The organism is Sediminicola luteus (genome assembly GCF_002514735.1).
GTDB lineage: Bacteria > Bacteroidota > Bacteroidia > Flavobacteriales > Flavobacteriaceae > HQA918.
Window position 1 is genome coordinate 375099 of the sequence record NZ_KZ300476.1, and the last position, 25823, is coordinate 400921.

Annotated in this window: 24 protein-coding genes; 21 read left to right on the forward strand and 3 right to left on the reverse strand. The window is 43.9% G+C overall.

Going from position 1 to position 25823, the window contains the following annotated elements:
* The first annotated feature begins 7 nt into the window (after positions 1 to 7).
* The 5 genes from lptB to B7P33_RS01405 all read left to right on the forward strand — a co-directional run bounded on the left by lptB (position 8) and on the right by B7P33_RS01405 (position 3732).
* Positions 8 to 745: an LPS export ABC transporter ATP-binding protein gene (lptB, locus tag B7P33_RS01385; protein WP_097440174.1), complete on the forward strand. Its 738-nt coding sequence runs from the start codon at positions 8 to 10 to the stop codon at positions 743 to 745.
* A 47-nt stretch (positions 746 to 792) separates the two neighbouring features.
* On the forward strand, positions 793 to 1215 hold the full coding sequence (locus tag B7P33_RS01390; RefSeq protein WP_097440175.1) for a hypothetical protein: 423 nt from the start codon (positions 793 to 795) through the stop codon (positions 1213 to 1215).
* A gap of 180 nt (positions 1216 to 1395) precedes the next feature.
* Positions 1396 to 2040, forward strand: coding sequence for a hypothetical protein (locus B7P33_RS01395; protein WP_141402364.1), 645 nt, complete (start codon positions 1396 to 1398; stop codon positions 2038 to 2040).
* Positions 2027 to 3064 (forward strand): sensor histidine kinase, encoded by a 1038-nt coding sequence (locus B7P33_RS01400; RefSeq protein ID WP_097440177.1) that lies wholly within the window; start codon positions 2027 to 2029, stop codon positions 3062 to 3064. The genes B7P33_RS01395 and B7P33_RS01400 overlap by 14 nt, the downstream gene beginning before the upstream one ends.
* Entirely contained in the window at positions 3031 to 3732 is a 702-nt protein-coding gene (locus tag B7P33_RS01405) for a LytR/AlgR family response regulator transcription factor (RefSeq protein WP_141402365.1), read from the forward strand. Before B7P33_RS01400 ends, B7P33_RS01405 begins: the two co-directional genes overlap by 34 nt.
* 34 nt (positions 3733 to 3766) lie before the next feature.
* Here B7P33_RS01405 and B7P33_RS01410 read toward each other — a convergent pair whose 3' ends face one another.
* Both B7P33_RS01410 and B7P33_RS01415 read right to left on the reverse strand, forming a co-directional pair.
* Positions 3767 to 4204, reverse strand: a complete 438-nt coding sequence (locus B7P33_RS01410) for a DUF5367 family protein (RefSeq protein ID WP_097440179.1) — start codon at positions 4202 to 4204, stop codon at positions 3767 to 3769.
* A 127-nt stretch (positions 4205 to 4331) separates the two neighbouring features.
* Positions 4332 to 5069, reverse strand: a complete 738-nt coding sequence (locus tag B7P33_RS01415; protein WP_097440180.1) for a CDP-alcohol phosphatidyltransferase family protein — start codon at positions 5067 to 5069, stop codon at positions 4332 to 4334.
* Positions 5070 to 5354: 285 nt separating this feature from the next.
* Between B7P33_RS01415 and B7P33_RS01420 the strand changes: the two genes are divergently transcribed.
* From B7P33_RS01420 to B7P33_RS01495, 16 genes are all read left to right on the forward strand, one after another.
* On the forward strand, positions 5355 to 6527 hold the full coding sequence (locus tag B7P33_RS01420) for an Lnb N-terminal periplasmic domain-containing protein (protein WP_097440181.1): 1173 nt from the start codon (positions 5355 to 5357) through the stop codon (positions 6525 to 6527).
* 138 nt (positions 6528 to 6665) lie between these two features.
* Positions 6666 to 8540 (forward strand): ABC-F family ATP-binding cassette domain-containing protein, encoded by a 1875-nt coding sequence (locus B7P33_RS01425; RefSeq protein ID WP_097440182.1) that lies wholly within the window; start codon positions 6666 to 6668, stop codon positions 8538 to 8540.
* Positions 8540 to 9076: a hypothetical protein gene (locus B7P33_RS01430; RefSeq protein WP_097440183.1), complete on the forward strand. Its 537-nt coding sequence runs from the start codon at positions 8540 to 8542 to the stop codon at positions 9074 to 9076. The genes B7P33_RS01425 and B7P33_RS01430 overlap by 1 nt, the downstream gene beginning before the upstream one ends.
* A gap of 110 nt (positions 9077 to 9186) precedes the next feature.
* Positions 9187 to 9318, forward strand: a complete 132-nt coding sequence (locus B7P33_RS19715; protein WP_262508010.1) for a hypothetical protein — start codon at positions 9187 to 9189, stop codon at positions 9316 to 9318.
* Between the two features lie 70 nt (positions 9319 to 9388).
* The gene (locus B7P33_RS01435) at positions 9389 to 9970 is read left to right on the forward strand and encodes a cob(I)yrinic acid a,c-diamide adenosyltransferase (protein ID WP_097440184.1); all 582 of its coding nucleotides are present in this window, start codon (positions 9389 to 9391) and stop codon (positions 9968 to 9970) included.
* Positions 9971 to 10105: 135 nt separating this feature from the next.
* On the forward strand, positions 10106 to 10330 hold the full coding sequence (locus tag B7P33_RS01440; RefSeq protein ID WP_097440185.1) for a DUF2795 domain-containing protein: 225 nt from the start codon (positions 10106 to 10108) through the stop codon (positions 10328 to 10330).
* Between the two features lie 170 nt (positions 10331 to 10500).
* Positions 10501 to 13860, forward strand: coding sequence for a preprotein translocase subunit SecA (gene secA, locus B7P33_RS01445; RefSeq protein WP_097440186.1), 3360 nt, complete (start codon positions 10501 to 10503; stop codon positions 13858 to 13860).
* Positions 13861 to 14014: 154 nt separating this feature from the next.
* Positions 14015 to 15214: a sensor histidine kinase gene (locus tag B7P33_RS01450; RefSeq protein WP_097440187.1), complete on the forward strand. Its 1200-nt coding sequence runs from the start codon at positions 14015 to 14017 to the stop codon at positions 15212 to 15214.
* 274 nt (positions 15215 to 15488) lie between these two features.
* Positions 15489 to 17069 carry a spondin domain-containing protein gene (locus tag B7P33_RS19210; protein WP_141402366.1) on the forward strand — a complete coding sequence of 527 codons (1581 nt, stop codon included), beginning with the start codon at positions 15489 to 15491 and terminating at the stop codon, positions 17067 to 17069.
* Positions 17070 to 17266: 197 nt separating this feature from the next.
* Entirely contained in the window at positions 17267 to 17500 is a 234-nt protein-coding gene (locus tag B7P33_RS01460; RefSeq protein WP_097440188.1) for a thioredoxin domain-containing protein, read from the forward strand.
* A 95-nt stretch (positions 17501 to 17595) separates the two neighbouring features.
* Positions 17596 to 18201 carry a MarR family winged helix-turn-helix transcriptional regulator gene (locus B7P33_RS01465; RefSeq protein ID WP_097440189.1) on the forward strand — a complete coding sequence of 202 codons (606 nt, stop codon included), beginning with the start codon at positions 17596 to 17598 and terminating at the stop codon, positions 18199 to 18201.
* 565 nt (positions 18202 to 18766) lie between these two features.
* Positions 18767 to 19213, forward strand: a complete 447-nt coding sequence (locus B7P33_RS01475; protein WP_097440191.1) for a hypothetical protein — start codon at positions 18767 to 18769, stop codon at positions 19211 to 19213.
* A gap of 70 nt (positions 19214 to 19283) precedes the next feature.
* Positions 19284 to 21188, forward strand: coding sequence for a tetratricopeptide repeat-containing sensor histidine kinase (locus tag B7P33_RS01480; RefSeq protein ID WP_097440192.1), 1905 nt, complete (start codon positions 19284 to 19286; stop codon positions 21186 to 21188).
* Between the two features lie 21 nt (positions 21189 to 21209).
* Positions 21210 to 21959, forward strand: coding sequence for a LytR/AlgR family response regulator transcription factor (locus B7P33_RS01485; protein ID WP_097440193.1), 750 nt, complete (start codon positions 21210 to 21212; stop codon positions 21957 to 21959).
* A 141-nt stretch (positions 21960 to 22100) separates the two neighbouring features.
* Positions 22101 to 23057: a hypothetical protein gene (locus B7P33_RS01490; protein WP_097440194.1), complete on the forward strand. Its 957-nt coding sequence runs from the start codon at positions 22101 to 22103 to the stop codon at positions 23055 to 23057.
* Between the two features lie 46 nt (positions 23058 to 23103).
* On the forward strand, positions 23104 to 25104 hold the full coding sequence (locus tag B7P33_RS01495; RefSeq protein WP_097440195.1) for a BspA family leucine-rich repeat surface protein: 2001 nt from the start codon (positions 23104 to 23106) through the stop codon (positions 25102 to 25104).
* Between the two features lie 96 nt (positions 25105 to 25200).
* Here B7P33_RS01495 and B7P33_RS01500 read toward each other — a convergent pair whose 3' ends face one another.
* Complete coding sequence (locus B7P33_RS01500) at positions 25201 to 25791, reverse strand: porin family protein (protein WP_097440196.1); 591 nt, start codon at positions 25789 to 25791, stop codon at positions 25201 to 25203.
* Positions 25792 to 25823 lie beyond the last annotated feature (32 nt).

Below are 25823 nucleotides of genomic sequence, written 5' to 3' on the forward strand. Positions count from 1 at the left end.
AATACATATGAAATTACGGGCAGACAACATTATGAAACAATACCGGGGCCGCAAGGTCGTAAAAGGTATTTCATTAGAGGTAAACCAAGGGGAAATCGTGGGGCTATTAGGGCCCAATGGTGCCGGAAAGACTACCTCTTTTTATATGATCGTTGGTCTGATCAAACCCAACGGGGGACATATCTATCTCGATGATATGGAGATCACCAAATTCCCCATGTACAAAAGGGCCCAGAACGGTATTGGATATTTGGCCCAAGAGGCTTCGGTTTTCCGGAAGCTTAGCATAGAAAAGAACATTCTCAGCGTGTTGCAGCTCACCAAATTGAGCAAAAAAGAACAGCTGATGAAAATGGAGTCCTTAATCGAGGAATTCGGCTTGGGTCATATACGCAAAAACCGTGGCGATCTGTTGTCTGGAGGGGAACGGCGTAGGACCGAAATCGCACGGGCCTTGGCCACCGACCCTAAATTCATCCTTCTCGACGAACCTTTTGCCGGGGTAGATCCAGTGGCCGTAGAAGACATCCAACGTATCGTGGCCCAATTAAAAGACCGTAATATCGGCATTCTAATTACCGACCATAACGTACAAGAGACCTTGGCCATTACCGAACGTTCTTATCTTATGTTCGAAGGAGGCATCTTAAAATCGGGTGTACCCGAAGATCTGGCCGCCGACGAAATGGTACGTAAGGTATATCTGGGCCAGAACTTTGAGCTGCGTAAGAAGAAGCTGTTTTAGGATAGACGCTAGATTTGAGAAAATGTTTATTCTAGGCAAAAACAACCATGAACTCCAAAACACTGCGCTCTCAGTTCCCCACACTTCTATTGCTTACCATTGGCCTAATCAGCTCGTGTAATAGCGAAAAAACGTATGAAGATTACGATGAGGATGACTTCGTAGAGGTACAGGGCATTATCACTAAATGTATTCCTGCAAGAACATTTAGGGCCTATTCGGGCAACAACATCTATTTCCTGTATCATCTCGACAAAGAACCACCCTTAAAAGGCAAGGAATTGAAGTCTAGATTCATCCCCACCGAAGGTAACCCCGCCATAATCCTAGTACACAAAAAGGATTCTACAGTCGCCTTTTTTGGCGCCAATGGCATCATAGATTCAGAGGCCATCAACACCTTTTACCTTAAGCTTAAGCAGCAACCCAAACCAGATACCGATTACTTTTGGTCTTTAAGAGCCGAGTAGTATTCGTAAACATTAAAATAAATATACCAGGTTTGAGCTTTTTATCTCGTGTAGGCTCCAATTTAAAATTTCCCCGGATTCAAAAAAGTATAGCCTGAGTTAATCCAAGTTGGGCGAAATTTGTTGCGGCCCCAGCTGTTATGTGCTTGTTTTACACTGGAAATCAAAACAAGCCATATCATGAAAAAACGGATTCTATTAGTTCCCACCCTATTGCTCCTACTCAGTTCATGCAACATCATACGGTCCCTTAACCCGTTTTACGTGCCGGAAGCCATTAGTTATCAAGAGTCGCTTTTGGGTACTTATACCGACAAGGCCGGGGCCACTTGGATCATTTCTTCGGCCGAGGCCGATTTTAATAAGCAGAATGCCTTGACCGAGGAAGACCGGAAACATTTTGAAGCTTACAAAGGCAGCTACGTCATCGAATACCAACTCAAGGGAGAGAAGGCCGACTTTATCGGTATGCCTTTTTTGGTGAACGGACAACTGCTTTTGGATTGCGTTCCGGTAAACTTCAACTGTAACGGGGCCGGTATCGCAGACCAACACCTGTTACCCACCCATTCGGTGGCCAAGTTGGAAATGGGCCCATCCAACACCTTAAAAATCGATTTTATGGACGAAGACCGGGTAGATGAGCTCCTTAAGAATGGCCAACTGCGTATTGAACACTCCAAAATCGGACTATTGGAAACTTTGGTACTTACCGCCAAGTCCGAACAGTTATACCGTTTTCTAGAACGTTATCTAGAGGCTGACATCGAAGACAAATGGAATTCCAAAAACTTTGAATTGAGCAAGGTCGATGAAAAATCTTAACCCCAACCACCGGCCACTGTCATTCAATATTTTATTGGGCATCGCTTCTTTTTGTATTTTGGTTTTCATCTTTTCGCGAGGGGAACGACCCATACGTATCGACTATATCTACACCTTATTCTTTTTGCTCAGCGTGGTACCTCCGGTGCTGATCAACAATTATTATTTGATCCCAAAGTTTTTGAAAAAAGAAAAATTAACCCTTTTCATCCTTGGTTTTATCTTGAATGTCGTGATATTCTCACAATTGAACAGTTTGTACCTGCCTCGTTTATTGGACACCCTTTTTCCAAATGATTTTTTCGTCTCCTATAACATTCACCTGCCCCTGATCGTAACCTTTGGTATTTATCTGACCCTTAGCAGTCTTTTATTTATCACCGAAGATTGGTTTCGACAAATTTCCCAAGAAAAAAAGGCCTTGAAACTTGCCCATGATGAAGTAGAAGGTCAACTGCAATGGCTACGTTCCCAGATCAATCCCCATTTTTTATTCAATGCCTTGAACGTGGTATATGCCATGAGCCTCAAAAAAAGCGAGCACACCTCCAAGGCATTAGTTCAACTCTCGGACATCCTCCGGTACGTACTTTACGAATCGGATGGTAAATGGGTAACCCTGAACAACGAAATCGCCCTTATCGAGAATTATATCGCTTTTCAAAAACACCGGCAATACAAAAACGACCAAGTAATTTTTACCCAAGAAATCGAGAACCCTGACTACCGGCTGCAGCCTATGCTGTTGCTGCCCCTTTTGGAAAACGCCTTCAAACACGGGGCACATGCTTCCAACGAGGCCATTACGATCGATATCCATCTGAAACAAACCCAGAACCGTCTTGTGTTCAAAATCACCAATGACTACGAAGTAAACGAACCAAACAAAACCGACAAAAAAGGTATTGGCATAAAAAACCTAAGAAAATCCTTAGCCCTTGCCTATCCAGGCCAGCACGAACTGGAGACCACGGTCGAAAAAGGAAAGTATTGCGTAACTTTAAGCCTAAAACCAACGGTATGATCAATTGCTTGGTCATTGACGATGAGCCCGCTGCCCAAACCGTACTGACCCACTATTTAGAGGAATTGCCATCGTGCCATTTGGTGGGCTGTTGCCCTACCGCCCTCAAGGCCCTTCCCTATTTGGAGGCTCAGCCAAAAATCGACCTTTTGTTCCTCGACATTAACCTACCCAAACTATCGGGCATGGATTTTTATCGCTCCCTAAAAAATCCGCCAGAGGTTATTTTCACCACGGCCTATCCGAATTTTGCCGTGGAGGCCTTTGAGGTCAATGCCCTCGATTATTTGGTAAAACCCATCGCTTTTGAACGGTTTTTAAGTGCCGTGAACAAGTTTCAGGAAAAACATAAGGACGACAACCAAGGGTATATTTTCATAAACAGTAATAAAACCCTTCATAGACTGAAAAGTCTCGATATTTTGGCCATTGAGGCCCAGGGTGACTATGTAAAAGTGATTACGCGAAACGCGAAACTACTCACCCATAGTACTTTTTCCTCCTTCTTGGACGAATTACCCGATTATTTTCTCCGTTGTCATAAATCCTTTGCCCTGAACAGCAAAAAACTCGATAGGATAAGTGGCAACAAAGCTATTGTAGGCCCATTGGAACTCCCAATAGGACTCACTTACAAGGAGGATTTTCTTGAGAAGTTAGGCGCTTAGCTATCCCTTTTGGAATCAAACCCCACTTACCAAATCAGGATGTTTTTCCGGCACTGGTTTTCCTCACAGAGGTCCTTTTATGGTTTTTGTGTACCCCCGCCTTAAAATGTTGGGCATATAGGTAAACCACGCAAAACAAGGCAACCAGTACGGCGTAGAACATGGGATTACCAAAAAACCCGGCATAACTACCGCCCGCAGGAATAACAAATACAGGGACGGTCACCAAAACATCCAACAAAAAGGCGACCAGTACAAAGGTAATGGCCAGCACAAGGGGCTTGGCCGTATGTTTTCTGTAAAATCGGAACACCCAAAAACTGGCTACAGGGAATACCCCTAGGGCGACGACCATATCGGCCTGTAGATACCGATCTTCGAACAGGGTGATGGTAAAAGAAGCCAAATAAATACCAACTAACGAAGCCCATGCCAATGCGGCATAAAGCAACCGGAACAAACTTGCGTACATAACTTTTTAAGTATGGGTTACCACGCAAACCTATCACCAATTACCGCTAAATACTTATCTGAGAAGGTTTTAGATTTATCGGAAAGGAGCAAGACCTAAAATACGCCACATGCGCTAGCTAACATTTTTAGGATTTACGCATGGCATTACCCACCAAGGACAACAATACATACAACACGATAATCGCCGGGATGGCCATAAATTTCATGGTAAGTAGTCCCACCAAACAGAGCGCTAAAAAAATGTAACGTATTTCGTTTCCGGCAAAACCCCATGTTTTGAATTTTAAGGAAAACAAAGGTATGCGGGCATTCATTAGCCAACTATTCACCAAAACCACACCGATCAAAAACCATGGATTATGGATCATGGCGCTCAAGACCTCATTATTCTGGTTTAACAAAATCAAAGGCAGTGCTATAACGAACAAGGCATTGGCCGGAGTAGGCAAGCCTATAAATGAATCGGTCTGTTCGGTATCGATATTGAATTTGGCCAAGCGATAGGCCGATGCCATGGTCAATATAAAACCTGCGAAAGGTAGCCACGACCCTAAGCTACCATCAAAATTAACCAGATGGGGTTCTGTCCACCCCTCAGAAGTAGCCATGCGCAACAATTGAAACATGATCATACCGGGCACCAAACCACTGGTGACCATATCGGCCAGGGAATCGAGTTGGAGCCCCAGTTCACTGTAGGCTTTAAGCATACGTGCGGCGAAGCCATCGAGAAAATCGAAAAGCACCCCAACAAACACGAACAAAGCCGCATACTCCAATTGGTTATAGGCCGCAAAAACAGTGGCGATACAACCGGACAATACATTTAAAAGGGTCAAAAAATTGGGGATATGTTTCGTCATGGAGTTTGGTTTTTGGAGAACTCATTTAAACTATTTCAATTCGCTAAAAAAATGCCTTTTTGCACCCACTTTTTGTCTTTTTTTCCTTCCGTAGCCCTGCTATGCAACTCAAAAAAGCCTTCAATTGGGCACAAAAACATCCTTTTTCGCCTGAACCCAAAAAGTTTAAATGAGTTCGGGGTAAAAATAAGGAATTACCGAAACAGATCGTGCAAATAGAAAAGACTGCTTGGTTACCCGTATCAATTTGTAACATGGGACCAATATTTTACGATATTTGTTTCCATGAATCGTCTTGCCCTACTTCTATGCCTAGTGTGCCTGTACCCTTTCCAAGCTCAGGCCCAAACTCCGGAACTTAGTAAATTTGCCAAGATCAGTGTCCTTACCTGTGGGCCGGGCGATGAACTTTACAGCAGTTTTGGCCATAGTGCGGTTCGGGTTCACGATCAGGCCTTGGGTATAGATGCGGTATACAATTACGGGGTTTTTGACCCCAGCGGCCCTAATTTTTACCTGAATTTCACCAAGGGCAAAATGCGCTATCGTTTGGCCCGATATGGATTCGATGACTTTTTACGGGAATACAAAATCGACAAACGCTGGGTAAAGGAACAGGAATTGGCTTTGGACCAAAGTGATAAACAGGCTTATTTTAATTTTCTGGAAAACAATTATAAACCCGAAAACCGTTCGTATTGGTACCATTTCTTTTTTGACAATTGCGCCACAAGAATTCGCGACGGTTTGCAAAACGTAGGGCAAAACCGAATCGTTTACGACAGTACTTTTATCAAAAACCCCTACACCTTTAGGGAGCTGATCCGGCAAAACCTACCCACTAATAGCTGGTCATGTTTTGGCATCGACATCGCCCTTGGATCGGTTATTGACCAACAAGCCCCGGCATGGGACCACCTATACCTGCCAGCCTATTTTATGGCACAACTGGAGCATACCACCTGGAAATGCCAGGCATTGGTGGGACCGAAAAAAGAAATATTACCCGAAGTACCACGCGATGCAAGCGGTTACTTTTTTAAGTCGCCCTTATTCGCTTTTGTTTTGTTATTCTTTCTTAGTTTATGGTTCAGCATTAGGAACAGAAAAAAGAACAAACGAAGCCGAATTTTAGACGGACTCTTATTTACCCTAGCAGGACTCGCGGGCTGCCTTATCGTATTCCTTTGGTTTTTTACCGACCATACCGATACGGTAAATAATCTTAACATCCTTTGGGCTTTTCCGCTTCACTTGATCTTTGGTATCGTTCTTTTTAAAAGGAAACTTCCCGCATGGACAAAAGCCTATGCCAAATTCACGCTGGCCGGCTTGGCTATCGCTGTAGTGGTTTGGCTATTGGGCCTACAGATTTTTTCGACGGTTGTTATCCCGATTTGGGCCACCCTTGCCCTGAGATGTGTATTTTTGCTTCGAAGTGAGGCGAATAAAAGTTAGGCCGTTTAAAAGAGAATTTTTGTATTCTAAACGGGCCATCTATTAAATGGTGCTTCGACTGCGCTCAGCATGACATTTTTGTAATATCGGGCATTGCATAACAAACGAACCGCATCACTTCTAAAGGATTTTTGATACATGAATTTACTTACTGCTGAAAACCTAGCGAAGTCTTATGGGGAAGTATCCCTGTTCGAAGGCATATCCTTTGGGGTAAACCAAGACCAAAAAATAGCCTTGGTTGCTAAAAACGGCACCGGAAAAACCTCTATTCTGAACATTTTGGCCGGAACCGACAGTCCAGATAATGGGCAAGTCACTTTTCGAAAAGGCATTAAAGTGGCCTTTTTAGCACAAGAGCCCAAGCTGAACCCCAATGCCACGATAGAGGAGACCATTTTAGTATCGGATAATGCCACTTTAAAGGTTATCGCCCAATATGAAAAAGCCCTGGAAAATCCCGATGACCAAGAGAGTTACCAACGGGCCTTTGAGGCTATGGACAGGCACCAGGCCTGGGATTTTGAAACCCAATACAAGCAAATTCTGTTCAAACTAAAACTTTCGGACCTATCGCTTAAGGTGGAAAAACTATCGGGCGGACAAAAAAAACGTTTGGCCTTGGCCCATGCCCTGATCGAACAACCCGACCTTTTGATTTTAGACGAGCCCACCAACCACCTCGATTTGGAAATGATCGAATGGCTGGAACAATTCTTTGCCAAGGGTAACATTTCACTTTTTATGGTGACCCACGACCGTTATTTTCTAGAAAATGTGTGCAACGGCATCTTGGAACTGGAAAATGGACAGTTGTATAGTTATAAGGGCAACTACTCCCAATACCTCGAGAAAAAAGAAGCCCGTTTAGAACGGGAAGCTGTTGAACAACACAAGACCAAACGGCTCTACAAACAAGAACTCAGCTGGATGCGTCGCCAACCCAAGGCCCGTACCACCAAATCGAAATCGAGGATAAGTGATTTTGCCGAAATTAAAAAGAAAGCCCACCAACGCCGTAAGGAACACGAGATCGAACTCGAAATCAATATGGAGCGCTTGGGCAGCAAGATCGTAGAATTGCACAACCTTGGTAAAGCCTTTGGGGAGCTGACCATTCTTAAGAATTTCGATTACAACTTTGTTAAGGGCGACCGGATAGGAATTATTGGTAAGAACGGTACCGGTAAATCGACCTTTTTAAACATACTTACCGGAAGCGAAAAACCTGACCAAGGCAAGATCGTAGTCGGCGACACCATTAAATTTGGCTACTATACCCAAAAAGGCATCGCCATTAAAGAAGGCCAAAAGGTAATTGATGTCGTTCGCGAATTCGGCGATTTCATTCCGTTGAAAAAGGGGCGTACCATTTCGGCCCAACAATTATTGGAACGCTTTCTTTTCGACCGTAAAAAACAATACGACTTCGTAGAAAAACTCAGTGGTGGGGAACGCAAACGCCTCTACCTCTGTACGGTTTTGATCCAAAATCCGAATTTTCTAATCCTGGACGAACCTACCAACGACCTCGATATTATCACTCTTAACGTTTTGGAGAGCTTTCTACTGGATTTTCCAGGTTGTTTGGTAGTGGTCTCGCACGACCGTTATTTTATGGACAAGATTACCGACCATTTGTTCGTATTCAAAGGGGCGGGTGAAATCATGGATTTCCCCGGAAACTATACCGATTACAGAGCTTATGAAGCCTCACCCAAACCCGTTGAGCAAGAAGAAAGTCAGGCTAACGAAACGAAAACGGCCAAGAACCACTGGAAACAACAGACCGATAGCAAACTGAGTTTTCAAGAGCAGAAAGAACTGAAACGGCTTGAAAAAGAGATTCCGAAACTGGAAAAAGAAAAGGAAAACCTTCAAAATAAATTCTTGGACGAAGGGTTGGATGTAGATGCGATTACCCAGCTATCGCAAGAACTAAAAGCCTTGGAAGACAATTTGGAGGTTAAAACCGAGCGCTGGTTCGAACTATCGGCCCAATTGGAAGATTGATGCGTTGGTGGTCCTACATCCGGTTTTGGATCAGTGCCCATAACCACCATGGGGTGCACTCCCCTTTTGTATATCGGCTAATTACCGAAGGCCTATACCCGAAACTCGATTTTAAGGGCAGCGCTTCCGACCTACTATTTCTAAAAACGATACGGTATTTTCATCCGGCCATACAAAACACCCAAGCGCTTCCCGAGCGTTTAAAACAAGAGACACAAAAACTATCCAACGATAAAACCGAGCATTCGACTTGGCAACTTTGGTATTGGCGCCAACCCCAGTCCCACCTACCGTCATGGGAGGCCCATTCTAAAAAAGATACGATACTCTATGTACATGCGCCCTACGCCTCCAAAACTACGGAACAAGTCTGGAAAGATTTAAAACTACAGCAGCAAGTCCGGATAACCGTAGATTTTTACTATGGGGTCTTGGTATTTTTTAGGGACGATCAAGAAAAACAACATTTTAGAATACGTCCCAGGAATAAATCGCCCAAGGATTTTGCCCTATTCCCTGTGCCTACCGATAGTTGACCTTGAACATGGCCACCTCTTTTTTCTAGTTTAATCGTATTTTTACATCAGTTGAATCGACACTTGCACTTTTAGCAAACCACAAAAGTGTAAGTCAAACAAAACGCATTATGGGAGAGTACGGTATTTATATTCTACTGGGGGTGTTCGCCATCATCTTCTTTTTTAACCTAAAACAACATAAAAAACGTAACAAGGCCCGAAAATCGAGACGGTTTATGGACGAGCACCGCAAAGAATAAGCCTTATTCGAAAGGTAATTACACACTTGACTAACCTTCAACCTAGCCAATCCCCCTTAAAAACTATCCGATGAAAATCTATACCAAAACCGGAGACAAAGGCACCACGGCCCTATTTGGGGGCACCCGGGTACCCAAACACCATATTCGAATAGATACCTATGGCACGGTAGACGAACTGAATTCCTGGATCGGACTTATACGAGACCAAGAAATTGGCGCCCCCTTAAAAAATGCCCTAAACCGTATTCAGCACGAACTGTTTACCCTTGGGGCCATTTTGGCTACCGATCCCGCCAAAGCCAAACTTAAAAGCGGTAAAGATCGTTTGAACATTGCCTTGATCGAATCTTCGCACATAACCCAACTAGAGCAGGAAATCGATCAGATGGAGACCGGACTCCCCCAAATGACCCATTTTATACTACCGGGCGGGCATACAACCGTTTCGTACTGCCATATTGCCAGAACCGTTTGCCGACGGGCCGAACGCCAAGCGGTCTTATTGGATCAAGAAGACCATATTCTCGTACCTGAGGTATTGACCTATCTAAACCGACTCTCCGACTATCTTTTTGTACTATCGCGAAAGCTGGCTTTCGACCTCAAAGTAGACGAAATCAAGTGGATTCCCGATAAAGGACAAGAATAAACGCAAAAAAACACCTGCCTAACCCTCTGTAAAAAAACCACTTGCATTTTTCATAAAGAAATAAACGGCCCAATACTTGACTTTCTCGCTTTAAAATTTATTTTTGCAAAAATTAAATTCAAACCTAGTAACAACATGTATTGGACATTAGAATTGGCCTCGTATTTAAGTGACGCACCTTGGCCGGCTACAAAAGACGAATTGATCGATTACGCTATTCGTACCGGTGCTCCTTTGGAAGTTGTTGAGAATCTTCAATCCATGGAAGAAGAAGGTGGTGAGGTGTATGAATCCATTGAAGAGATTTGGCCCGATTATCCAACAGACGAAGATTACCTCTGGAACGAGGACGAATATTAGTATATCGGAAAACATAAAAAAGTCTCTTCGGAGGCTTTTTTTTTGCCTAATTGGCAAAACTTTACCCACGTTCTATGTAATTTTGGCAGAGCCGTGCCCCGGTGGCATTTTTGGCACCAAAGTTGACCCCTCCCGTATGTACCGGCCGAGGGCCTAAATAAAAAATACTTATGAGTCTGATCAATTCCCTACTAAAGGTGTTCGTTGGCGATAAATCGCAAAAAGACGTAAAGGAACTACAACCTTTGGTAAATAAGATAAAAGCCTTAGAACCTACCTTTGCCAACCTAAGCCACGACGAGCTTAGGGCCAAGACACTCGAATTCAAAAAGAGGATCCAAGCCGACGGGCAAGAACTTTCCGATAAGGTCGCCGCTTTACAAGAAGAGGTCGATGCCTCTACCGATATTGATAAGAATGAGGAGCTCTATGCCGAAATAGACCGTATTAAAGAAGAAATCTATAGCATTTCGGAAAAGACCCTGAACGATATATTGCCCGAAGCCTTTGCCGTGGTAAAGGAAACCGCCAAACGTTTCGCCCAAAACGAAACCTTAACGGTAACGGCCAACGAATACGACCGTACCTTATCGGGCACCAAAGAATATGTAAGCCTAGACGGGGAGCAGGCCGTTTGGCAAAACTCCTGGGATGCCGCTGGCAAGCAGGTTACTTGGGATATGATCCACTACGACGTTCAGTTGATCGGTGGTATTGCCCTACACCAAGGGAAAATCGCGGAAATGCAGACCGGTGAAGGTAAGACCTTGGTAGCCACATTGCCCGTGTATTTGAACGCCCTGACCGGCAATGGGGTACACTTGGTAACGGTGAACGACTATTTGGCCCGAAGGGATAGTGCCTGGATGGCCCCTATCTTCGAATTCCATGGTATGACGGTCGATTGTATCGATAACCACCGCCCGAACTCTGAAGGAAGACGTGCCGCCTACAATGCCGATATCACCTACGGAACCAATAACGAATTCGGTTTCGACTATTTGCGCGACAATATGGCGCATACCCCAAGCGATTTGGTACAGCGCCCCCATAATTACGCCATTGTAGATGAGGTAGATTCGGTTTTGGTAGATGATGCCCGTACGCCATTGATCATTTCCGGACCTGTACCACAAGGTGATCGCCACGAATTCAACGAGCTTAAGCCCCGCGTGGCCGATATCGTGCAAAAACAGCGCCAGTACCTGACCGGGGTATTGGCCGAAGCCAAAAAACTGATCAAGGCCGGGGACACCAAAGAAGGAGGTTTCCTTTTACTACGTGTACACCGTGGCTTGCCCAAGAACAAAGCTTTGATCAAATTCTTGAGTGAAGAAGGGGTTAAACAATTACTCCAAAAGACTGAGAATTTCTATATGCAGGACAACAATAGGGAAATGCATCAGGTAGATGCCGAGCTGTTGTTCGTAATCGAAGAGAAAAACAACCAAATCGAACTTACCGACAAAGGGGTATCGTATATCTCTGGGGAAGAAGACAAAGAATTCTTCATTATGCCCGATATCGGAATCGAGATTGCTAAGATCGAAAATCAAAATCTGGAAATAGAGGAAGAAGCCGCCCTCAAAGAAGAACTTTTCAAAGAGTTCTCGGTAAAGAGTGAGCGTATCCACACCATGAACCAGTTGCTAAAAGCTTACACCCTTTTTGAAAAAGACGTGGAGTATGTGGTGATGGAGAACAAGGTAATGATCGTAGATGAGCAAACCGGACGTATTATGGATGGGCGTCGTTATTCCGACGGTCTGCACCAGGCCATTGAAGCCAAGGAAAACGTAAAGATCGAAGCGGCCACCCAGACCTTTGCCACCGTTACCCTACAGAACTATTTTAGGATGTACTCCAAGCTATCGGGTATGACGGGTACCGCCATTACCGAAGCCGGGGAATTCTGGGAGATCTACAAATTGGATGTGATGGAGATACCGACCAACCGTCCTATTGCCCGCGACGATAGAAACGATCTTATCTATAAAACCAAGCGTGAGAAGTATAATGCCATTATAGACGAGGTTACCAAACTTTCAGGTGAAGGCAGGCCGGTATTGATCGGCACTACTTCAGTAGAAATCTCGGAATTGTTGGGCCGTATGCTCAACATCAGAAAGATTCCGCATAACGTTCTGAACGCGAAACTGCACAAAAAAGAAGCCGATATCGTTGCCGAGGCCGGTAAACCGGGTATGGTAACCATAGCCACCAACATGGCCGGTAGGGGTACCGATATTAAATTGATCGATCAAGTAAAAGATGCCGGTGGTTTGGCCATTATAGGTACCGAACGCCACGATTCCCGTAGGGTTGACCGCCAGTTACGCGGACGTGCCGGACGACAAGGAGATCCCGGAAGTTCACAATTCTATGTATCCTTGGAAGATAACCTTATGCGTTTGTTCGGATCGGATCGTGTCGCCAAGATGATGGACCGCATGGGACTGGAAGAAGGTGAAGTGATACAACACTCCATGATGACCAAGTCTATCGAAAGAGCCCAGAAAAAAGTAGAGGAAAACAACTTTGGGGTACGTAAGCGTCTATTGGAATACGACGACGTAATGAACGCCCAAAGGGAAGTAGTCTATAAAAGAAGACGCCATGCCTTGCAGGGTGACCGATTAAAAGTAGATATCGCCAATATGGTTTACGATACCTGTGAGGTTATCGTAGGTACCAACAAGGCCGCCGGCGATTATAAAAACTTTGAGTTTGAATTGATCAAGTACTTCTCGATTACTTCACCGGTTTCCGAGGCCGATTTCAATAAAATGGCCGATCAAGACATCGTAAGCCAAATCTATAAAGCGGCCTACGAGCACTACCAAGCCAAGATGGAGCGTAGTATGGCCACGGCCTATCCGGTAATCAAACAAGTCTACGAAGATCCTTCGAACAATTTCGAACGTATCGTAGTGCCTTTTACCGATGGCACCAAAACCTTAAACGTACATACCAATCTGCAAAAGGCCTTTGAAACTGAAGGTAAACAGTTGGTAAACGATTTTGAAAAGAATATTTCATTGGCCATTATAGACGATGCCTGGAAAACCCATTTACGTAAAATGGACGAACTGAAGCAATCGGTTCAATTGGCCGTGCACGAGCAAAAAGACCCTTTATTAATCTATAAGTTCGAAGCCTTCGAACTTTTTAAATCGATGATCGAAAAGGTGAACAAAGATGTGGTTTCCTTCTTATTCAAAGGGGAATTGCCCAATGCCGAAAACCAACAGGTACAAGAAGAGCGCCAAGTACGTAGACCCAAGGAAAAATTGACCACTAGTAAGGAAGAAATTCCGAACAGTGATGAGCTGGCCGCCCAAAACCGTGCCGCCGGACAAACACAGCAACGCCCACAGGTTACCGAGACCATCGTTCGTGAAGCCCCGAAAATTGGCCGAAACGATCGTGTAACCATTAAGAATGTGATGTCGGGCGAAAGCAAAACGGTTAAATATAAGCAGGCCGAGCCACTTATTAACAAAGGAGAATGGGTTTTAACTGACCATTAATCGATAAAAATCAACGTTTTAACGGTATTTCATCGAAAAAGCGGCCTTTTTATAGGGGCCGCTTTTGGTTTATTAACAACTTATTAACTAGTTTTACGTTAAAACCGGCCAAAACGGCCCGTTTTGGCAAGACGAAGAACAAAAGGCAGTGAAAATGCAAAGCACCCCACACCCCCAGGGACATTCCTTTTCCATGGGCCCATCCCAAAAATTATTGATTGGATGGGGCGCTGTGCTGTCGTTGAGCCTAGGTGCGATAAATATGGGGCTTTTGCCCGGTCAATGGCCAGTAATCATACCCTTCTTGGCCTTTGGTTTAATCAATACCCACAACCTTTTTACCTTTAAAAAACTGGAAACGGCCACTTGGCCCAACCATTTGGGCTATGTTAGCGCACTTATCGGGCTTACGGTTATGGCCATGTTTTCCGGGGGCATTCAAAGTGGATACACCCTTTTATTGGCCACAATAGGCCTTATGGCCATGGCTTCCCGTAAAAATAGGTATGCTCTCGGAGCGCTTATACTAATTTGTGGCTTGTTTGCCACCAACCATTATACGAATCTTCCTAATTTGATCCAAGGCTCCGTAGCCACGACCACCACCTTCCTGATGTTTATTTCTATGGGATTGGTCGGCTATATCTATATCAACTACCATTGGTTTGTCCAACGTAAGGCACTCTTGCAACAATTAGGTGTTTTAGAAACCGACCTTAGAAAGAAAGATACCTTACTTAAAGAAATTCATCACAGGGTTAAGAACAACCTTCAAACGGTTTCCAGTTTATTGAACCTGCAGTCTAAGAACATTGAAGCCCCCCATATACGTGCCTTGTTCAAGAATAGTCAGAATCGCGTAATCTGTATGGCCATGGTACATGAGATGCTCTACCAACGCGACGACCTCTCTAAAATAGAATACCGCTCTTATGTAGAACAACTTACGGGTTATCTTCTGAAAACGGCTCCGGGAGGGCATTCGCGTGTTAAACTGAACATTAATGTGCCAGAGATAAAGCTAAATGTCGATACCGCCATACCCTTGGGACTTTTAATCAACGAAACCATTACCAACTCGCTCAAATATGGCTTTACCGACAGTATGGAAGGCGAAATTTACATTGGTCTTACCCAGGCCGAAAACCAACACTTTATTTTGGAGATCGGTGATAACGGCAAAGGCTTCCCGGCAGAATTGGAAACCGACAAATTAGACTCTATGGGGCTAAAACTCATTAATAGTTTGGCCCGCCAGCTTAAAGGTTCCATTGAACGGGACACCAAAAAAGAAGGCACCAACTATATCGTTAAGTTTCAGGAAAGTCAAAAACATTTCCATTCAGTAGCCTAGTAGATCTAGTAAAATGGACCTCGATTTCCCGCATGATCGGTGGTCCCCTTCGTTTTTAACGTACTTTGGTTCCGTTGCTCAAACTGGGAGCCATATCCCATTTCAGATTGTTCCCTTTGTTATCTTTTCGTGATACTTTTCAAGTCATTGTGTCCCTTATTGCTTGCACTGGCACACAAGTAACTGTATTTCTGAGTTTTACAAATTTTATTTTTCCGTGATCCTTTCGGGAATTCCCTAGAGTTCCTTTGTGGAAACAAAAAAATCGAATCCTATGAACAACTTCAAAATTGTATTACTCACACTTACTTTAGGGGTGTTTCTCGTTAACTGTAGCGATGATGACGATACGGCCCCGATTACTTTGGAGGCCGGTACCCTGTCCGGTGGGCCTTTTGCTTTTACCGTAGACGGAACCCCTGATATGGTATCCGGTATCTCATTGGTCGGGTTCAACGGTCAAGGTGACAACCAAACCTTTGTGATCACCGATGATGCCAAAAATATTTTGGGTCTCCCTCCTACCATAGATGCCCTGGAAGGGGTAAACTTCGACGATGCCGGAACCGGTTCATGTTACATTTACTTCCTGACCTATAACCAAGGACTTACGGGCTTGGAACAGGGTAGCAATCTCGACAATATTGCCGGGGATTTCGACCTGACCAATTTTTTAACGGTGGTGCGTAACCCCAACGCCATGGCCAGCTTTACGGTTACGGTGGAAAACGTCTTTCAGCATAAAGACTATTTTGCCAATGGTACTATCGATGGTTTGATTATGCCTGGGCAACACCGTACCATTAGCTTTAACGCAGGTCGTGGTCACTATCTTAGCTTTGCTACCATGTTCGTTCAATCTAACGATCTTTTCTTTGCCCCAGATGAAAACGGATTACGTCTATACGACGACAACGGCAATGCCCTTACCGGCGATGTTACCGATATGATTGACCTATGGGATGCCGGTACCGAGGTGAACGAAGAACCCGGTGTAGGTGCCAATCAGGCCCCAAGACAGTCGGACGCCAATACAGGTACTACCGAAAATGGCACCGTGGAGTTGATTGCCAATGTAAACGACGGCTATACTTACCCGGCCGTTAACGAAACCATTAAGGTGTATTTAGATCATGATGGAGGCACCCAATTTACCTTGACCTTAAAAAACATCTCTGCCACGAGTAGTCTACCGACACCACTGGCCCCAGGAACCTGGGTAATCAATACGGGTGCACAACAACCTTTGTTTACCGAAGGTGAAGCCGCCAGCCTAGGATTGGAGGGCATAGCCGAAGATGGGAACAACAGTATCTCCAATGAAACCCTGAGTGCCGCTACCGGACTCGTATCTCCTTTTGCGCCGGGTGCCTTTGCCCTTAATTCCAAAATTTTTACAACAGGTGAGACCGCTACGGATGCCTTTGAAGCCCTGGCCGAAGACGGTAATGCTTCCGGATACGACAATGCCTTTACCACTCCGGTAGGTGCTGCAGGTCCGGCCCCGATTTTCCCGGGAGAGTCCTACAGTTTTGAAGTTTCAGCCGAAGCAGGTGACTACCTATCCCTAGCTACTATGTTGGTACAATCGAACGACTGGGTGGTAGGTGCCAATGGTATCGCCTTGTTTGAAGGTAGCGACCCGATCTCAGGCGATATAACCGCCCATTTTAGGATCTATGATTCAGGTACCGAGGTAGACGAATACCCAGGAGCCGGGCATTACCAAGCCCCCCGTCAGGCCGGTGCCGATACCGGAATGGAAGAAGGCGGTCTCGTAACCCTAGAGACCCGTCTTACCCAAAACGTTCCCGAAGTAAAAGATATGATCCGTATTACCATTAGTGCCAACTAGCACCTAACTAGTTCCATAATTTTTTAATCATAATGCTGAAAAGGCCCTGGTTTCTATGTAAACTGGGGCCTTTTTTGTTAAAAACCTTTTTATAATTACCTCCTTTTGTGGTAAAAAATAGATAAAATTATCTTATGTTAGGATTCCTTACTATATTTGAATAGCAATAATGCACTTTAACTTAAATCATTATCATTATGAGTAAATCAGTTTTTTATCACGCTGGCTGCCCTGTATGTGTTAGTGCCGAGCAAGATCTTGTAGACCTTATTGGCGCTGACCAAGTTGAAATCGTACATCTGGGTGAAACCAAAAACCGAATAGCCGAAGCGGAAAAGCTCGGTGTAAAATCGGTACCTGCACTGGTTACACCCAATGGCCATGCCCTTCACATAAATTTTGGTGCCTCTTTGGCCGATGTTAAGGGGTAACTTTTTTTTGATTTATTTTGTTAGGATTCCTATCTTAGTGACAGGAATCCTATTTTTTTCAATTCTTAAAGAAAATTCCCCTGAATTAATATCCTATGGCCCTGAGTTCGTTTGATCCCAATCTACAGCAACAAGACCTAAGCAGTAAAATCGTAGCCGGCTTTGAACGTATTTCGGAAGTATTTAAGGTACTTCTCTGGAACCAAGCCAAACTTGAAGGCCTAAGTCCTATCCAAATTCAAATACTGATTTTTTCTGCCTATCATAAGGCCGAACTCTGTACTGTAAGTTACTTAGCTCAAGAATTCAATGTCACAAAACCCACAATTAGCGACGCCATTCGGGTGCTTTTAAAAAAAGAGCTGTTAATCAAAGGGGAGTCAACCACAGACAACCGTAGTTATCATATACTTTTAACGGAAATAGGCCAAAACACTTTGGAGCGCATACAGTTGTTTGAAGCTCCATTTAAACCCTTGATCGCCAATTTACCCCCAAAGGAACAATACCAACTCTTTAGCACCTTAAGTACACTAATACATCAACTGAACTCGAGCGGTATTTTGCAAGTACAACGGCATTGCTTAGGGTGCCGTCATTATTCCAAAAAAGGTGAATCCCATTATTGTAATCTACTAAACAAGTCGTTGACCGCTACAGAGCTAAGATTAGACTGTCCCGAACATAGCCTTTCTTCATAACCCCATGTTCCCTCTGATTTGAAAAACATAGGCAAATCCCTACTTAATTTTTTCTTTGGCATACCCCTAGAATTCCCCAAAAAGTGCAAAAGTGCCCCCGGTATACCTTTGGCTGCAGGTGTTGTCCAATCTATTTATGCACCGGATTTTGATCAGGGCCAACCCCTAAGGCTTACCCAACTCCCCTATAGATGCCATCGTAACGCCTAACGATGTTATCTGTGAAATTGAATCGCCCCGGTTGACCCTAGAACTTGAGAGCCTTTTCCACGGCAAAATCATATGGCAATGTCCCGTGGGTATTACCTTGGAACCAGGAGCGGAAATCTGCCGTATCGAAGGTATTTCCATCGTATTGCGTTAATCCTCTATATCGAACGGTAACTCGAATTTCATTTTCAAGGTAAATCATACCTCATTACACTACTTCTTCTATTCAGTAGGGCAAGGTTAGCACAATATCAAGCTTGGGTTAAACCTGTCCTATAAGACCCGTACACAACGATTTCCACACTACCTTTCCCTAGATCGATTAAATCATAGTAATCACCTTGACCAAGCCTTCATGTTTTTCTTAAACCCTACCCCTAGTACAAAACTTTTCTTATTCATTTTAGGACTGATCCCTTTATTTTCCAATGCCCAATATCTTTCGGAAAAAGACATCGACAGATTAGATGAATTGGGGGTGTATTCCACTATTCCCTTGGAAGATCTACCTTCTTATGAAAATCAATTCCGGTCCATTCTGGAAAGCGATAAAAAAATGCGTCGAAACAAGACATCGGCCATTCTTGTGGGGGCCCTAGGGGTGGTTAGTAGTCTGTCCGGTATTTTGATAATGTCAAGTGATTCGGGCAATGGTATTTCCAACACCCTAATGGGAGGCGGTATCAACGGAATCGGTGTTATTGAAATGGGTGTCTCGCTTGTACTTTTTAATACCTCCAAAAAAAGAAAACAAGAACGTAACGCCCTTTTGGAACGGCTAAAAGTTGATTTGGCCCCGTAATCCCTTTATTTTCTAATAGCTCATTGGATAATATAAACTATTTTAACCGCGCCAAGTTTATTCCAAATCCATGTCCCTTAAACATCTTGCATCATTTCTAGGTGCGGTTTTATTCTCTTTTGTTACCCTTGGACAAGATTTCGACAGTCTTCAAACCCAATATCAAAGCTATACAACTAAAGATAGTACACGGGTAAATCTACTATTACGGCTAGCCAAAGCCTATACCACCCGAGATATTGGAAAACAACCCGCCCTATTGAATGAGGCCAAAGCCATTTCCCAGCAAATCCATTATGCATTGGGGGAGGCCAAAGCCCTAAGTGCCTTGAGCAAATACCATGTTACCAAAGGGGAACTGGATCAAGCCTTGACCCAGGCCTTGCAAGCCCGCCAATTATACAGCAAGCTAAATTACGACACTGGTTTTATAGAGGTGAACAATGTAATTGCCCGGGTGTACCGTACCGAGGGACTTTATGAAAAGGCCTTGGCCCTTCACATGGAAAATTTAAAAATTGGCCAAAAGGGACCTGTAAATGCCAACTTGGCCGGACTATTTTTCTATGTGGGGAAGACCTATGAATCAATGGAAAAGAATGATAGTGCCTTGTATTATTACCAACAAGCCAAACAGGTTTCTGAAAAAACCAAATTCGATGTAGGTATCGCCATCTCCAATGGAGCAATCGGTCATATTTACAACAATGCTGAAAATTTTAAGGCGGCCCTACCCTATTTAAACTATACACTAGAGCAAGCACGACGTCAAAAACATACTACCAATATTGCGGCCGCCACTTTTTCCTTGGCTAAAACCTATGAAGGCTTAGATGATCTGAACAAGGCCTTGTCGCATAATTCAGAGGCCATAGCCATTTATGAGGCCCAGGGGAACAATAAGGTTTTGGTGGATTGTTACGAAAACCAGGCACGTTTTCTGTTCCATACCGGTCAGGCCGAAGCGGCCTATGGATACTTGCGTAAACGGGAACAAATCCAAGATTCGATATTCGCGGCCGAAAAACTGGAATACATCGGGGAATTGGAGACCCAATACGAAACCCAAAAAAAAGAAGAGGCCATTAAAGCTTTAGCACAAGAGCGTCAAATACAGGAACTACGTTTAAAACAACAGCGTTTCTTACTTATCGGTTTAGTTGCTTTTTTCTTGATACTCGCCATCGTTTTAACCCTTTTTTCACGTCAGCGTAAATTAAAATTAGAACGCAAAGCCATTACGAATGAACTCGCAGAAACCAAAAAACGTCTGGCCTTGGAACAGCAATCGCGATACTCGGAACTTAAAGCGTTACGATCACAAATGAATCCGCATTTTATTTTTAACGCCCTAAATTCCATTCAAGAATACATAATGGTCAACGAACGTAAGCTGGCCCGAAAATACCTCGGGAAATTTGCTGACCTCATGCGTATGTACCTAGGCCAAAGCCAAGAGAAATGGATAACGCTTGAAGAAGAGGTCAGCACCCTTCGCCTGTATATGGAACTGGAAGCCCTTCGATTTGAAGATTCACTTTCCTATAACATTCAAATCGATAAAGGCATCGATATGTACCAAAAAATCCCATCGCTGCTGCTACAACCCTATGTAGAGAACGCCTTTAAACATGGTTTACTTCATAAAAAAGGCGCGCGCAAACTCCATATAGAAATCTCAACTGTTCTCAACGGTATTCAAATAAGTATTGAGGATAATGGGGTCGGACGTCAAAAATCGGAAGAAATAAATAGTATGCGAAACCCCGGGCATCGTTCTTTTGCCAGCACGGCCACTAAAAATAGGCTTCAATTGATCAATATGGATCAAAATCTACCCATTACCGAAGAAATCATTGATTTGTTCAACGAAAAAAGTGAAGCCATGGGCACAAGGGTCAACTTAAAAATACCGCTAGCGTTAGCCCCGGAAACCGGGGAGCTACTTTGGGAAGATCAAAACTTAAAATCTTAATCAAAATTTCCTTTTTGCCATATGAAAGCCTTGATAATTGACGATGAGGAAAAAGCCAGGATCCTTTTAAAAATCCTGCTTCAGGAAAACTGCCCCCAAATCCTTGAGATAAAAACCGCCAAAGATCTTCCGGAAGGGGTACGTGCCATACAGGCCTTTCGGCCAGATATTGTATTCCTCGATATTGAGATGCCCGAATATTCAGGGCTACAGATCACAGAATTCCTTAGACCCGAACAAATCGATTTTGAAATTGTTTTCACTACAGCTTATAGTGAGTTTGCCATAAAGGCCTTTGAATTGAACGCCATAGATTATTTGCTAAAACCATTACGGGATGAGCAATTGATACGTGCCGTGAACAAGGCCGAAGGTCAAATAGGTAAATCTCAACTGAACCAAAGGTTGGAAGAGTTAAAATCGGTACTACAGGCCAATAAGATCCAAAAAATAGGGCTTCCAGTTTCCAATGGGGTGTTGTTCGTTAAATTCGAGGATATTATTTTTTTGGAGGCCGAACGTATGTATACCAAATTTTATACCCGGGACAATGGCACCATATTGGTATCTAAACCCATTAAATTCTTTATGGCCAACCTCACCGAAACATATGGGTTCTATAGGCCACATCGTTCCTTTGTCATTAACCTAAGGTATATAAAACAGTATGTAAATCAAGATGGCGGCTATATTCTAATGGAAAACGACAAAACCGTTAATCTATCAAAAAACAATAAGGAAGAATTCCTAAGGCTGATCCAAGTCAATTAACCCCTACTTTTACGCTCTTGGCAAAAAGGTGTTGATCTAAAGACTTGCTGCGGAAACCCAAACCGTAGTTTCGGAAATCGAGAGATGGCCCAACTTCACATCCGATTCATTTTTGTTTTCATAAAACCTTAATCGAATCTGATGAAAAAACAGTTATTGCACTGGGTAATTGCCCTAACCCTAACCACTACTTATGCCCAAACCGATTTCAGAAGTGCCCTATTGGCCGCTGATGGCATTGAATTCACCGAATACTGGAACATCTATAAAGATGATGACGGTAAACAACAGATTACCGACCCTCGCTACAAAGTTCATTTGGTAGCCATTGAGAATGCCTTTGGTAAAGTCGTAGGCTTTGATGCTATTGATACCTCCAACGATAAAAAACGCCTTTTCTACAATTATGAAGACGACCGATTGGACCATTACGGAAAACCCGCTTTTATTACCAATATAGAGACCAAACGCGGTTATGCCCTTATCGAAGGGGTGCTTTTTGAGTTTACCGGATTGGAAACCGATGGTACTGGCTTTACGATCGATGCCTTATGGTTTCCGGCCGGAAAAGACACAGCCGGCAAGAAAAAAAAGAAATTGAGTTTCAAGGAAAAACTCAAGCGATTAAAATCGCAAATGGGCGGTGGCAATCCCTTGGTTGGCGCCTTTATGGAAAAAGACCTTGACCAAATGGTATCGGAGTATTTCACCCAAATGAAAAACTTACAAGAAGCCCATCCGTTAACGCCGGAAGAACAAAACGAAGTCAGGGCCATGACCGCCAAGGTAGATCAACGCAATGCCGAAATTCAATCGAAAAACGCGGCTTATTGGAATTCTGAAGAAGGAAAACGGGTTCGCCAGCAAATGCGGGCAGACAGTGGGAAAGCCACGACCTGGCACATAAAGAACGGACGTTCGTCTGCTGTGAGCGTGGGCATAAACGGTCAAACCAAAACCCTGCAAGCCGGTGAAACCTGGACGATTTCCTGCCAATCCGATGCCTTCTTTGCCCATAAAGAAAGTACGCAATGGGTGCACGACGGCCTGATCGGAAAGGGCAGTGAAAATTGCGGATCTACCTTCACTATTCAATAAGCCTTATCACCCCCAAAATTCTAATTCAAACCCAAATTACAAAACAATGAAAATCAGTAATTCAATAGGTAAACTATACCTACTATTGACCTTGAGCATCTTTTCCTGCTCCAAGGATGAGGCCCCCAAAAACTCGGCACCCCTAATGGCCGACCAAACTTTTCAGGCCCTTGAGAATATAGATGCCCAAACCGTCATCGGAACGGTAACCGCCACAGACCCCGATAAAGACACTCTGGAATTCACCTTAACGAGTGACCCCGACGGGCTTTTCGAAATCACCACCGATGGGGAGCTAAGTCTACTATCCAGTGCCATGCTCGATTACGAAACGGCAACTTCGCATACGGTTACGGCATCCGTTTCCGATGGTGATGCCTCCGATACGGCCACCATTACCATTACAATTCTCGATTTAAATGAAAACCAAGCCCCCGTAATAAGTGGGCAGACCTTTACCGTGGCCGAAAACATCAGTGACACCTTTGTAATTGGCACGGTTGCGGCCAGTGACCCCGACAACGATGATCTTAGCTTTTCGCTTACCAACAATCCGGGGGATCTTTTCGAGATTACTGCAGCGGGCGAACTTAGCTTGGCCCAGGGACAGCAGTTGGATTATGATACGGCCAACTCCTTGAACATTACCGTTGAAGTTACCGATGGTACCGCCATTGCCGATGCCATTATCAATATTCTTGTTACCAATGTGGCCAAAGGTTTTGTTACCGTTTGGGAAACCTCTGGGCCCAACCAAGTTATTAGCATACCCACAAACCCCAATGTTACTGGTTATGATTACGATGTAGATTGGGGAGATGGCAATACAAATGCCGATCTTACCGGAAGTACCAGCCACACTTACGAAGGTGCGGGTACCTATACGGTTACCATCACCGGAAATTTCCCGGCACTATACATAAATCAAAATGCCGATAGTAGGTTCAGTCTTAAGTCGGTGGAAGAATGGGGCGACCAAGTATGGCAAAGCATGGAACGGGCCTTTGCAGGTTGTAGCCTATTTACCATTAATGCTTCAGACAATCCGGATCTTTCAGAGGTAACGAATATGGACCGCATGTTCTACTTGAACCAAATGATGGACCATAATGTAAGCGATTGGGATGTGAGTAATGTAACCAGTATGAACCAATTGTTCGATGGCGCCCTATTATTCAATCAGGATATCGGAAGTTGGGATGTGGGCCAGGTTACCAGTATGATACGCATGTTTAACCAAGCCAGGGCTTTTGACCAAGACCTAAACGATTGGGATGTAAGCCAAGTAGAAAAAATGACGGGCATGTTCCTTAACGCCCGTGCCTTTAACGGAGATATCTCTGATTGGAACGTAAGCAAGGTATGGTCTATGTTCGAAATGTTTAAAGACGCCCATAACTTTAACCAAGCCCTTACTGATTGGGATGTGAGCCAAGTCACCGAAATGCAGAACATGTTCCATAATGCCGAGGTTTTTGACCAGCCGATAGGAAGCTGGAATGTAAGCAAGGTAGGTAGTATGTCTAGTATGTTCCAAGGCGCCATATCCTTTAATCAGAATATTGATTCGTGGAATGTCTCTAATGTTACCCGAATGCCAAGAATGTTCCAAAATGCCTACGCTTTCAATCAACCTTTGAACAATTGGAATGTTTCTCAAGTAGTGGATATGGCCTATATGTTCCATAATGCCAAGGCATTTAACCAAAACCTGAATAGTTGGGATACCGGAAAAGTAGTTAGCACCTTAGGCATGTTCAACAATGCCACGGCTTTCAATGGAAACATTAGCTCTTGGAATATGGGCAACGTTATCAATACTGCTTATATGTTCAGCCAAGCTAAAGCCTTTAATCAAGACTTGGGTAATTGGAACGTTTCCAATGTAACCAATATGACCAGTATGTTCCAAAGTGCCTCGGCCTTTGATCAAGACCTTAGTGGATGGAATACTACCAAGGTTATACATTGTAGCCATTTTGCTACCGATTCGGCTATGGATACTTCCGACTTGCCTAGCTTAGGCTGTTTTGACAATACCCCTTAAACCATAACCCTTTTAAGGAAACATAACTTATATAATAACAAAACCCGGAACCTTAGTAAGTTCCGGGTTTTTAGCAACCAATTTATAGTCCCGTAATTAAAGTCGATAACCGAAACCTACATTAAAGGTTTGGGTCCGCACATCGACAAAATCGTTACCGAATACGGGTCCATTATCATTTTCTACGCGCTCGGTCAATCCTAAAGAGGCGCTTAGGTTTACGAAGAACTTGGTTCCCAGTTCCCATTGGGCACCCAATTGTGCCCCTACCCCAAATTCATTCAGGTTTTCTACATTATCATCACTGGGAATTAAATAATCGAAGCGTGGGCCCGCGAACAAGGCAAATTTGGGACTGAAATTATAATGCAACAGCACAGGTAAAACCAAATCTGTAAAGTTATCATCACCGTGGCTGGCCTGTCCGTAATATTTCGCAAATTGAAACTCGGGGTGCAGGGTCAGCTTTTCAGAAAGGGCAAATTCTTTAAATACCCCAAGGTAAAAACCATTATAAGCTTCAGAATCGCTATCGGTAATGCCTCCTATTTGAACATCGCCGCGGGCGTTTAAAGATGTAAAACCGGCCGTAAAACCAAAATCACCTTTTTTACCATCGGTAGATTGACCTTGTACCTGAGTCAAAAATGCGAATGCGGCCATTACCGCAACTACTGCGTTTTTCATTAATTATTCGTGTTTAGTTATTGATAATCAAT

Bases quoted from the DNA above. Each gene is read 5' to 3' on its own strand.
- B7P33_RS01475 (WP_097440191.1), top strand. From the start codon at position 18,767: ATGTTTTTCTTAAACCCTACCCCTAGTACAAAACTTTTCTTATTCATT.
- B7P33_RS01390 (WP_097440175.1), top strand. From the start codon at position 793: ATGAACTCCAAAACACTGCGCTCTCAGTTCCCCACACTTCTATTGCTT.
- B7P33_RS01430 (WP_097440183.1), top strand. From the start codon at position 8,540: ATGCGTTGGTGGTCCTACATCCGGTTTTGGATCAGTGCCCATAACCAC.
- B7P33_RS01485 (WP_097440193.1), top strand. From the start codon at position 21,210: ATGAAAGCCTTGATAATTGACGATGAGGAAAAAGCCAGGATCCTTTTA.
- B7P33_RS01395 (WP_141402364.1), top strand. From the start codon at position 1,396: ATGAAAAAACGGATTCTATTAGTTCCCACCCTATTGCTCCTACTCAGT.
- B7P33_RS01500 (WP_097440196.1), bottom strand. From the start codon at position 25,791: ATGAAAAACGCAGTAGTTGCGGTAATGGCCGCATTCGCATTTTTGACT.
- B7P33_RS01410 (WP_097440179.1), bottom strand. From the start codon at position 4,204: ATGTACGCAAGTTTGTTCCGGTTGCTTTATGCCGCATTGGCATGGGCT.
- B7P33_RS01440 (WP_097440185.1), top strand. From the start codon at position 10,106: ATGTATTGGACATTAGAATTGGCCTCGTATTTAAGTGACGCACCTTGG.
- B7P33_RS01460 (WP_097440188.1), top strand. From the start codon at position 17,267: ATGAGTAAATCAGTTTTTTATCACGCTGGCTGCCCTGTATGTGTTAGT.
- B7P33_RS01435 (WP_097440184.1), top strand. From the start codon at position 9,389: ATGAAAATCTATACCAAAACCGGAGACAAAGGCACCACGGCCCTATTT.
- B7P33_RS01415 (WP_097440180.1), bottom strand. From the start codon at position 5,069: ATGACGAAACATATCCCCAATTTTTTGACCCTTTTAAATGTATTGTCC.
- B7P33_RS01400 (WP_097440177.1), top strand. From the start codon at position 2,027: ATGAAAAATCTTAACCCCAACCACCGGCCACTGTCATTCAATATTTTA.
- B7P33_RS01495 (WP_097440195.1), top strand. From the start codon at position 23,104: ATGAAAATCAGTAATTCAATAGGTAAACTATACCTACTATTGACCTTG.
- B7P33_RS01420 (WP_097440181.1), top strand. From the start codon at position 5,355: ATGAATCGTCTTGCCCTACTTCTATGCCTAGTGTGCCTGTACCCTTTC.
- B7P33_RS19715 (WP_262508010.1), top strand. From the start codon at position 9,187: ATGGGAGAGTACGGTATTTATATTCTACTGGGGGTGTTCGCCATCATC.
- secA (WP_097440186.1), top strand. From the start codon at position 10,501: ATGAGTCTGATCAATTCCCTACTAAAGGTGTTCGTTGGCGATAAATCG.
- B7P33_RS01480 (WP_097440192.1), top strand. From the start codon at position 19,284: ATGTCCCTTAAACATCTTGCATCATTTCTAGGTGCGGTTTTATTCTCT.
- B7P33_RS01425 (WP_097440182.1), top strand. From the start codon at position 6,666: ATGAATTTACTTACTGCTGAAAACCTAGCGAAGTCTTATGGGGAAGTA.
- B7P33_RS01490 (WP_097440194.1), top strand. From the start codon at position 22,101: ATGAAAAAACAGTTATTGCACTGGGTAATTGCCCTAACCCTAACCACT.
- B7P33_RS01465 (WP_097440189.1), top strand. From the start codon at position 17,596: ATGGCCCTGAGTTCGTTTGATCCCAATCTACAGCAACAAGACCTAAGC.
- B7P33_RS19210 (WP_141402366.1), top strand. From the start codon at position 15,489: ATGAACAACTTCAAAATTGTATTACTCACACTTACTTTAGGGGTGTTT.
- lptB (WP_097440174.1), top strand. From the start codon at position 8: ATGAAATTACGGGCAGACAACATTATGAAACAATACCGGGGCCGCAAG.
- B7P33_RS01450 (WP_097440187.1), top strand. From the start codon at position 14,015: ATGCAAAGCACCCCACACCCCCAGGGACATTCCTTTTCCATGGGCCCA.